Origin of the sequence: Isoptericola sp. NPDC056618 (assembly GCF_042792715.1) — a bacterium.
Taxonomy (GTDB): domain Bacteria; phylum Actinomycetota; class Actinomycetes; order Actinomycetales; family Cellulomonadaceae; genus Isoptericola; species Isoptericola nanjingensis.
In genome coordinates this window covers 169,560-178,142 of the sequence record NZ_JBHTVZ010000008.1, presented here as the reverse complement: position 1 = coordinate 178,142, position 8,583 = coordinate 169,560, and the positions used below count along the sequence as shown (strand labels likewise).

Genomic DNA, 8,583 nt, shown 5'->3' with positions numbered 1-8,583 from the left:
CCGTGATCGCGCCTGCTGGCGCGCGATCACGGTGTCAACCGCCTGTTCGGCGTTCGGGGGAGTGCGTGGGAGGTCAGCGCCGGCGGGACCGCGTGACCGTGAACTTCGGGTTCTGCGCGACGTGCACGGTGGGCCCGGCGGCGCGGTTCAGCGCCTCCCGGTAGTGCAGCGCCGTGTTGAAGACGCACCACAGCTCGCCGCCCTGGCGCAGTGCCCGCCCCGCCGCCCGGAACATGCGGTGGGCGGCGTCGGTGCGCACGGCCGTGCGGTCGTGGAACGGCGGGTTGAGCAGGATCAGGTCGACGCTCGCGGGCTCCAGGTCCTCGCCCGCGTCCCCGCGCAGCGCGACGACGCGTCCGCCGACGCCGTTCGCCTCCGCCGTCGCCCGGGTCGACGCGACGGCCGCGGCCGAGCGGTCCGTGCCGACCACCCGCGCCCCGGGGTACCGGAGCGCGAGGACGGTGGCGAGCAGGCCGCTGCCGCTGCCCAGGTCGACGGCGTCGTGCACGCGGTCGGCCCCCGGCCACTTCTCCACCGTCGTGAGCAGGAAGCGGGTGCCGAGGTCGAGGGTCGTGCCCGCGAACACCCCACCGTGCGCGACGACGTCCACGTGCGGCGTCCCGGCCGCGGCGACGAGCTCGGCGTCCGTCAGGCGCGCCGTCGCCGGATAGCTCGGCGGCGTGTCCCGACGCTCGGGGCGCACGCCCGACGCCACCAGCGCGCGGGACTTCTGCCGCGCGAGGGTGGCGCGCACGTCGGTGAACGACGCGGCCAGCACCTCGTTCATCGCGCGCGTCATGTGCTTGACCCGCCCGCCGGCCAGCAGGACGACGTCGGGGGAGGCGTGTCTCGCGACGAGCTCCGCGACCTCCGTGAGCTCGGCCAGCGAGCTCGGCAGCTGCAGGAGCACCAGCCGGGCGCCGTTCAGCAGGTGCTCGTCGACCCGGTCGCGGACGGCGATCTCCACGGTCGGCCGGTCCCCGCGCACGGCGTCGAGCAGCCCGTCCCGGTCCATGTTGCGCTCCAGGGCGGCCTCGGCCGTGACGGTGTCCGTGCACGACCGCACGTCGGGGGCGCCCAGCGTCGCCGCGCCGAGCGTGAGGGCGCCGAAGCGGTCCCCGATGACGACGACGTCGCCGGGTCCGGCCGTGGCGAGCAGCGGCGCCGCCTCGTCGAGCAGCAGTCGGTCGGTGGCGTCGACGGCGACGGGGCCGTCCGGCCGTGAGCCGTCCTCGGGCCACGGGACGAGCGCGCCGAGGACGGCGGCCAGCCGTGCGGCGGGGTCGAGGCTCTCGAAGGGCTCGGTGGGGGCGGGGGAGTCGGGCTCGGAGGCGTGGTGCACCCGACCAGTCTCCCTGACGGGGACGCCGGCGCCCGACGGTCTCGACCGGGCGCCCTACCCTGGCGCCATGAGCGAAGCCCCCGCCGCGCCGGAGCCGACGTCGACCGCGCGCGTGTCGATCACCTACTGCACGCAGTGCCGGTGGCTGATGCGCGCGGCCTGGGTGGCGCAGGAGCTGCTGCAGACGTTCCGCACCCGGCTCGCCGAGGTCGCGCTGGTCCCGGGGACCGGCGGCGTCTTCCGGGTGGAGCTCGACCCGGGCGACGGCCGCCCCGCGGTGCTGCTGTGGGACCGCGCCGCCGAGGGCGGGTTCCCCGAGATCCCGCCGCTCAAGACGGCGATCCGCGACGCCGTCGCGCCGGACCTCTCGCTCGGACACACGGACCGGGTGCAGCCCCGGGGTTGAGCCGATCTGTTCGGCATCTCGTCGATCTCCTCGGCACGTCCGGCTGCCGAAGAGATCGATCGGCTGCCGAACTGATCGGGAGTGGCGCTCAGCGGGACCGGCGGGCCTGGCGCTCGGCCTGCTCGGCCGCCCTCGCCTTGACCCGGTCCTCCTCCTCGCGCACCTTCGCGGCGGTCTCGCGCTCGGCGAGGAGCCACGCGGGCGGCTCGTCGCGCAGCTCGTCGATCTGCTCGGTGGTCAGCGGCTCGGTGATGCCGCCGCGCGCGAGGCCGGCGATGGAGATGCCCAGGCGGCCGGCGACGACGGGACGCGGGTGCGGCCCGAGGCGGCGCAGCTCCTCGAGCCACTGCGGCGGGTTCGTCTCGAGCTCCTCGAGCTCGGCGCGCGTAATGCCGTGCTCCTGGAACTCGGGCGGGGTCGCGGGCAGGTACACCCCGAGCTTCTTCGCCGCGTTCGTCGGCTTGAGGACCTGCTGGGAGAAGGGGGTTCCGGCCATGGGCACCAGGGTAGTCGCGGCGGGCGGCGCAGCACGCCCACGTAGCCTGGTGCCGTGACCGACCAGCCGGGCGAGGCCCTCGACGACACGGTGGACGACGAGCCGGACGACGCCGTCGAGAGCGAGGACGCCCTCGCCGAGGCGGCCGACGACGGCCGTCCCACCTTCCGGCTCGGGTACGTGCCCGGCGCGACGCCGGGCCGCTGGGCGCGCACGTGGCGCGACCGACTCCCGGGCGTCCGGCTCGCCCTGGTCCAGGTCGACGCCGCCGACGCGCCCGCCGCGCTGGTCGAGCGGCAGGTGGACGCGGCGCTCGTGCGCCTCCCGGTCGACGGCGACGTCCTGCACGCCATCCCGCTGTACACCGAGCTGCCCGTGGTCGCCGTCTCGCGCGACCACCTCCTCGCGGCGACGACGGAGGACGAGGTCGTCACCGCCGACGACGTCGCGGACGACGTCGTGTGGCTGCCCGCGGACGACGTCCTCTACCCGGAGGGAGAGCCCGTTCCTGGCCGGGCGCCGGAGGCGTACGACGACGGCGCGGGCGGCCTCGTGGAGCCCGAGCGGCCCGCGACGGCGGCCGACGCGATCGCGCTGGTCGCGACCGGGGTCGGGGTCACGGTCGTGCCCATGTCGCTGGCGCGGCTGCACCACCGCAAGGACGTCACCTACCGGGTGCTCGACGGCGGGCCCGGCGCGCCCGTGGGCCTGGCGTGGCTCGTGGACGGGCTGCCCGACGACGTGCGCGAGCTGGTGGAGGAGATGATCGGCATCGTGCGCGGCCGCACCGCGAACAGCTCCCGGGGCCGTGCCGCGGCCGGGCGGACGGACGCGAAGCCCGCGGAGGTCACGAAGCCGGCGAGGGCGCAGGGCCAGCGCGGCGGGGGCGCTGCCCAGGGGCGCGGCTCCGGTCAGCGCGGCGCGGCACGGCGTGGCGGGGGCTCGCGGCCGTCGTCGCCGCGGAAGGGCCGCCGGCGCGGCAGCCGCTGAGGGGGTCGGCCGCCGCGGCGGCGGCGTCGGCACAGGGTGGGAACCCTCCTGGGTCCGGGGCGATGCGTCGGCGATGTCGCGCTCCCGCGGGCGCGGGTCGGGTTCGTACCAACCGTCCGGAAATTTCACCCTTCCGCCGAAAGGTCGGACTCGCTAGCATTCCGGCGCGGCCGGAGGCCGCGCCATCTGCTGATGCGGTCGATCCCGCCTGCCCTTTGGAGTGCTCGTGCGCACACCCGCCGTCCTCGGAGCCTCGCTCCTTCTCGTCGTCGGCCTCGCTGCCGGCCCCGCCGCCGCGCTCCCCGCTGGGCACGGGGACCGGGACGGCTGGGGCGGGACCGGAGACTCGCGCACCGGCGCCTCCTGGGACGGCGGCTCGGGCTGGGCCGACGGCGAGCGCTACTCGTGGCCCGACGGCACGCGGTCCTGGGACGACAACGTCTGCCCGGACATGGACGAACCGAAGACGGACGTCGACGGCGAGAAGCAGACGATCACGCTGGTGGCGCCGGAGGGCAAGCTCATCTCCGCGTACTGCGTGAAGGCCGGGTCCGCCCGGCAGGGCGAGGGCCCCAAGATCGTCGAGCTCGACGAGCCCGTCGCGGAGGTCACGATCGCGTACCCGACCGGCGGCAAGTGCCGGGCGATCAGCCACTACGCCGTCGAGTACGTCGACGCCCCGGAGCCGTCGCCGAGCCCGACGACCACGCCTTCGTCGACGCCTTCGTCCACGCCGACCCCCACCCCGGCGGAGGAGACGACGCCCCCCGCCGAGGAGTCGCCGACCCCGGAGACCTCCACCGAGACGACCGCCCCGCCGACCCCGGCGGTGACGCCGTCGGAGACCCCGACGGAGACGCCCCTCCCGACGGCGCCGACCGACGGGTCGACCCCGGGCATGGGCGGTGCGGACGACGTGGACGACGGGTCCGAGGCCGTCGAGGCCCGCACGCAGACCGTGGGCGGCAGCTCCGGCCGCGTGAGCGCGGACGTCGACGCGGCTGCCGCCCCGCGGTCGCTCCCGGTCACGGGCGCGCAGGTGCTCGGCATCGTCATGGCGGCCGTCGCGCTGGTGGGCGCGGGTGTCGGCGCGCTGATCTGGACGCGCCAGCGCCGCGCGAGCTGACGACCCAGCCGGCTCAGCCGGCCGAGCTCCCCGAGGAGGCCGCCGCCAGGGCGCGCACGGTGTCCACCGTGTCCGCCTCGGCGGCGGTCTTGTCGTCGCGGTAGCGCACCACCCGCGCGAACCGCAGCGCCATGCCGCCGGGGTAGCGGGTGGAGCGCTGCACGCCGTCGAAGGCGATCTCGACCACCTGCTCTGGCCGCACCTGCACGACGTACGACGACCCGTCGGCGGGCGACGTCGCCAGCTCCGTGAACCGCTCGGTCTGCCATGCGAGCATCTGGTCGGTCATGCCCTTGAACGTCTTGCCGAGCATGACGAAGCCGCCGGTGCCGGGGTCGCGCGCGCCGAGGTGGATGTTGGACAGCCAGCCCTGGCGGCGGCCGGAGCCCCACTCCACGGCGAGCACCACGAGGTCGAGCGTGTGCCGGGGCTTGACCTTGACCCAGCCGGCGCCGCGGCGGCCGGCGGCGTAGGGCGCGTCCAGGGCCTTGAGCACCAGCCCCTCCTGACCCGCGGCGACGGTGTCGGCGAAGAACCGCTCGACCTCCCCGACGTCGGCGGAGACCAGCCGCGGCACCACGACCTCGGACGGGAGCACGCGGTCCAGCACCTCGAGCCGCTCGGCCGCGGGCGCGTCGATGAGGTCTTTGCCGTCGTGGTGCAGCACGTCGAAGAACCGCACGCTGAGCGGCACGGTGGCGCTGCCCGCGTCGGCGTCGTGGCTGCCCGTGCGGGCGGCGGTCTCCTGGAAGGGGCGCGGGCGGCCGGCGTCGTCGAGGGCGATCGCCTCGCCGTCGAGCACCACCGTGCGCACGTCGAGGGAGCGTGCGACGGCGACCACCTCGGGCAGCCGCTCCGTGACGTCGTCGAGCGAGCGCGTGAAGACGACGACGTCGTCGCCGCGGCGGTGCACCTGGACGCGGATGCCGTCGAGCTTGGTGTCGGCGGCGACGGCGGCGCCCTCGAACCGCTCCAGGGCGGCGGCGACGTCGGGGGCCGACGCCGCGAGCATGGGCCGCACCGGCCGGCCGGGCTCGAGCCGGAACGCCTCCAGGGCGGGCGCGCCGCCGTCGAGCGCGGCGCGGGCGATGGGCCCGGTGAGGGCGCTGAACATCGCCGCGCGGCGCACGACCGGCAGCGGGACGTCGGCCGCGGCGGCGATCGCGTCGAGCAGCAGCGAGTCGAGCGCCCCCTGGCGCAGCTCGCCCAGCACGAGGCGACGCACGAAGTCCTGCTCGTCCGCCGTGGCGCGCCCGAACAGCTGGTCGACGGCGGCCCGGCGGGCGGCATGGGACCCGGCGCCCGCGAGCCGCTCGAGGCGGCCGAGGGCGGCGTCGACCTCGGCCGGGCTCAGGGCGGGCTCTGGGGCGGGGTCGGGGAGGCTGCCCAGCGTGCGCCAGCCCAGGCCCGTGCGGCGCTGCCGCGGCCTGCCCGAGAGGAACGCCGCGACGACCTCCACCTCGTCGCCGGGCTCCGCGGCACGCAGCGCGTCCGCGAGCAGCTCCCGCTTGCGCAGCCGTGAGCGCGTCCCGGCGACCGCGGCGTGGGTGGTGACCAGCTCCGTGAGCAGCACCCGACGATCGTCGCACCCGCCTCCGACGCTGTCGCGGCGCCGTCGGGCCCGCCCCCCGGCCTGCTGCTGCGGGCGGAACCGCGTGCGCCCGGACGCTCGCCCTGGGAGCGTGGCGGCATGGGAGCGAGTGAGCTGGGCGCGGTCGCGGTGCTGTCGGACGTGCACGGCGTGCTGCCCGTGCTGGAGGCGGTCCTCGACGAGCCGGACGTGCGCGCGGCCGACGCCGTCGTCGTCACCGGCGACCACGCCGCGGGACCGCAGCCCGTGGCGGTGCTCGACCGGCTGCGGGCGCTCGGCGACCGGGCGGTGCTGGTCCGCGGCAACGCGGACCGCGAGCTCGTCGCGCACGCCCGCGACGGCTCGGGCCCCGCGCCCGACCCCGTCACCCCCTGGGCGGCGGCGCAGCTGCGCCCGTCCGACGTCGCGCTGCTGGCGGGGCTGCCGCACCCCGTGGAGCTGCGCGTGCGCGGGTTCGGGCGGGTGGTGGCGTGCCACGGGACGCCGCGCGACGACGAGGAGGTCGTGCTCGTCGACTCCTCGCTCGAGCGATGGGCCGAGGTGCTCGGGGGGCTCGACGACGACGTCACGACGGTGCTGTGCGGGCACACGCACATGCCGTTCGTGCGGCTGGTGGACCGGCGGCTCGTCGTGAACCCGGGCAGCGTCGGGATGCCGTACGGCCGTGCCGGCGGGTCGTGGGCGCTGCTGCGCGACGGCCAGGTCGAGCTGCGGCACACGGCCGTCGACGTGGACGCCGCGGTGGCGGCGGTGGCCGCCGGGTCGGCGTACCCCGACGCGCGGGCGTGGGCCGACGAGTACCTGCGGTCGGCGGCGAGCGATGCGGACGCGCTGCGCGTCTTCGGCCCGCGGGACGGGCGCGAGGCCCGCCCCGCGGGTGGCGACGTGGAGGGTCAGAGCTCCTCGTAGACCGCCGGGTCCTGGTCGGCGGTGCGCCCGTCGGGGCGGCCGAGACCGGTGATGCGGGCCATCTCGTCGTCGGTGAGCTCGAACGAGAACAGGTCGAGGTTGTCGGCCTGCCGCTCCGGGCTGGACGCCTTGGGGATCGGCACGACGCCGAGCTGCACGTGCCAGCGCAGGATGGCGCGCACGGGCGAGACTCCGTGGGTCGCCGCGACCTCCGCGATCACCGGGTCCTCGAGCATGTCGCTCGCCCGGCCCAGGGGGCTCCACGCCTCGGTGACGATGCCGCGCTCGGCGTCGGCGGCACGCTGGGCGGCCTGCGGGAAGTACGGGTGCAGCTCGACCTGGTTCACGACCGGGGTGACGCCGGTGGCCTCGATGACGGCGTCGAGGTGCTCGGGCAGGAAGTTCGAGACCCCGACGTGCCGGATCAGGCCGCGCTCGCGGCAGTCGACCAGCGCCTGGTACGCCTCGACGTACTTCCCGATGCGCGGGTTGGGCCAGTGGATGAGGTACAGGTCGAGGTGGTCGAGCCCACTGCGGTACACCGACTCCTCGACGGTGGCGACGGCGTCGTCGTAAGCCTGGCGGCGGCCGGGCAGCTTCGACGTGACGAGCAGCTCGTCGCGCGGCACCGAGGAGGCACGCACGGCGCGGCCGACCGTGCCCTCGTTCTCGTAGCTGAACGCCGAGTCGATCAGCCGGTAGCCGGCGTCGATGGCGCGGGCGATCGCGTCGGCGCCGCCGGAGCCCTTGAGCTTGTACGTGCCGAAGCCGACGGCGGGGATCGCGGTGCCGTCGGCGGCGGTGCGGGTGGGGATGGCGTTCTTGGTCATCCCCCCATTCCACACCCGCCGCCGCGCCGGCGCGGTAGTGCGTCCCGTACCGCGGTAGGCCCCGGAGGGCACGACCGCAGTACCGAGAGCACTACCACGCGGTCACGCGCCCGCGGTCAGGCGGCGTCGGGGTACGGGACGCCCGTCGTCGCGTGGCAGCGGTAGCCGTGCGGGTTCTTGTCGAGGTACTCCTGGTGGTAGTCCTCGGCGTAGTAGAACGGTCCGGCCTCGACGGCCGGTCGCAGCTCGGTGGTGATCGGGTCGTAGCCCTTCGCCGCGAGCACCTCGGAGTACCGCTCCGCGGTCTCGCGCACCGCCTGCTCCTGCTCCGGGGTGGTCCAGTAGACCGCCGAGCGGTACTGCGTGCCGACGTCGTTGCCCTGCCGGAAGCCCTGGGTCGGGTCGTGCCGCTCCCAGAAGATCTTGAGCAGCTCGGCCTCGGAGACCTTCGCCGGGTCGTAGGCGACCAGCGTGGTCTCGGTGTGCCCGGTGCGTGCCGTGCACACCTCCTCGTACGTCGGGTTCGGCGTCGTGCCGCCCATGTAGCCGACGGCCGTGCTCACGACGCCGGGTACCTGCCAGTAGATCTCCTCGGCGCCCCAGAAACAGCCCATCGCCAGGTACAGCACCCGCGTGCCCTCGGGCCACGGGCCCGTGAGCGACGTGCCGAGCACCGTGTGCGGACGGGCGGCGGGCAGGACGGGCGACTCGCGCCCGGGCAGGGCGTCCTCCGGCGCCACCATGGTGGTCTTGCCGGAGCGGCCGAGCAGCTGGTCGAAGATCGAGTTCATCGGGTTACCTCCTTGAGAGGGACGCGGTGGTCCCGTAGTGCGCAACGACATCGCCCACCGGGGTGTTCCATGCCCGAAGGCGGGCCTGGCGCTACGGTCCCG

At 75.8% G+C, this 8,583-nt stretch carries 9 protein-coding genes; 4 read left to right on the top strand and 5 right to left on the bottom strand.

From position 1 onward, the window contains the following. Nucleotides 1-73: 73 nt before the first annotated feature. The gene (locus tag ACFQ8T_RS12215; protein WP_430546797.1) at nucleotides 74-1,342 is read right to left on the bottom strand and encodes a class I SAM-dependent methyltransferase; all 1,269 of its coding nucleotides are present in this window, start codon (nucleotides 1,340-1,342) and stop codon (nucleotides 74-76) included. Between the two features lie 67 nt (nucleotides 1,343-1,409). Between ACFQ8T_RS12215 and ACFQ8T_RS12210 the strand changes: the two genes are divergently transcribed. Next, a complete protein-coding gene (locus tag ACFQ8T_RS12210; protein WP_430546796.1) occupies nucleotides 1,410-1,748 on the top strand; it encodes a SelT/SelW/SelH family protein in 339 nt (112 codons plus the stop codon). An 88-nt stretch (nucleotides 1,749-1,836) separates the two neighbouring features. On the opposite strand, the gene ACFQ8T_RS12205 is transcribed toward ACFQ8T_RS12210, so the two are convergent. Continuing rightward, the gene (locus tag ACFQ8T_RS12205; RefSeq protein ID WP_430546795.1) at nucleotides 1,837-2,244 is read right to left on the bottom strand and encodes a DUF5997 family protein; all 408 of its coding nucleotides are present in this window, start codon (nucleotides 2,242-2,244) and stop codon (nucleotides 1,837-1,839) included. 54 nt (nucleotides 2,245-2,298) lie between these two features. Between ACFQ8T_RS12205 and ACFQ8T_RS12200 the strand changes: the two genes are divergently transcribed. Together ACFQ8T_RS12200 and ACFQ8T_RS12195 are read left to right on the top strand one after the other, a co-directional pair. Next, on the top strand, nucleotides 2,299-3,234 hold the full coding sequence (locus ACFQ8T_RS12200) for a LysR substrate-binding domain-containing protein (RefSeq protein ID WP_430546794.1): 936 nt from the start codon (nucleotides 2,299-2,301) through the stop codon (nucleotides 3,232-3,234). A gap of 226 nt (nucleotides 3,235-3,460) precedes the next feature. After that, nucleotides 3,461-4,360, top strand: a complete 900-nt coding sequence (locus ACFQ8T_RS12195; protein ID WP_430546793.1) for a hypothetical protein — start codon at nucleotides 3,461-3,463, stop codon at nucleotides 4,358-4,360. 13 nt (nucleotides 4,361-4,373) lie between these two features. Here the strand turns inward: ACFQ8T_RS12195 and ACFQ8T_RS12190 are convergent, their stop codons facing one another. Beyond that, nucleotides 4,374-5,933, bottom strand: coding sequence for an ATP-dependent DNA ligase (locus ACFQ8T_RS12190; RefSeq protein WP_430546792.1), 1,560 nt, complete (start codon nucleotides 5,931-5,933; stop codon nucleotides 4,374-4,376). 117 nt (nucleotides 5,934-6,050) lie between these two features. On the opposite strand from ACFQ8T_RS12190, the gene ACFQ8T_RS12185 reads away from it, so the two are divergent. Next, nucleotides 6,051-6,860 carry a metallophosphoesterase family protein gene (locus ACFQ8T_RS12185; RefSeq protein WP_430546791.1) on the top strand — a complete coding sequence of 270 codons (810 nt, stop codon included), beginning with the start codon at nucleotides 6,051-6,053 and terminating at the stop codon, nucleotides 6,858-6,860. Here ACFQ8T_RS12185 and ACFQ8T_RS12180 read toward each other — a convergent pair. Together ACFQ8T_RS12180 and msrA are read right to left on the bottom strand one after the other, a co-directional pair. Then, nucleotides 6,845-7,690 (bottom strand): aldo/keto reductase, encoded by an 846-nt coding sequence (locus ACFQ8T_RS12180; protein ID WP_430546790.1) that lies wholly within the window; start codon nucleotides 7,688-7,690, stop codon nucleotides 6,845-6,847. The two genes, ACFQ8T_RS12185 and ACFQ8T_RS12180, sit on opposite strands and share 16 nt — an antisense overlap. 116 nt (nucleotides 7,691-7,806) lie before the next feature. Further along, nucleotides 7,807-8,481 carry a peptide-methionine (S)-S-oxide reductase MsrA gene (gene msrA / locus ACFQ8T_RS12175; RefSeq protein WP_429764544.1) on the bottom strand — a complete coding sequence of 225 codons (675 nt, stop codon included), beginning with the start codon at nucleotides 8,479-8,481 and terminating at the stop codon, nucleotides 7,807-7,809. Nucleotides 8,482-8,583: the final 102 nt, after the last annotated feature.

Bases quoted from the DNA above. Each gene is read 5' to 3' on its own strand.
- msrA (WP_429764544.1), bottom strand. From the start codon at position 8,481: ATGAACTCGATCTTCGACCAGCTGCTCGGCCGCTCCGGCAAGACCACC.
- ACFQ8T_RS12205 (WP_430546795.1), bottom strand. From the start codon at position 2,244: ATGGCCGGAACCCCCTTCTCCCAGCAGGTCCTCAAGCCGACGAACGCG.
- ACFQ8T_RS12210 (WP_430546796.1), top strand. From the start codon at position 1,410: ATGAGCGAAGCCCCCGCCGCGCCGGAGCCGACGTCGACCGCGCGCGTG.
- ACFQ8T_RS12185 (WP_430546791.1), top strand. From the start codon at position 6,051: ATGGGAGCGAGTGAGCTGGGCGCGGTCGCGGTGCTGTCGGACGTGCAC.
- ACFQ8T_RS12180 (WP_430546790.1), bottom strand. From the start codon at position 7,690: ATGACCAAGAACGCCATCCCCACCCGCACCGCCGCCGACGGCACCGCG.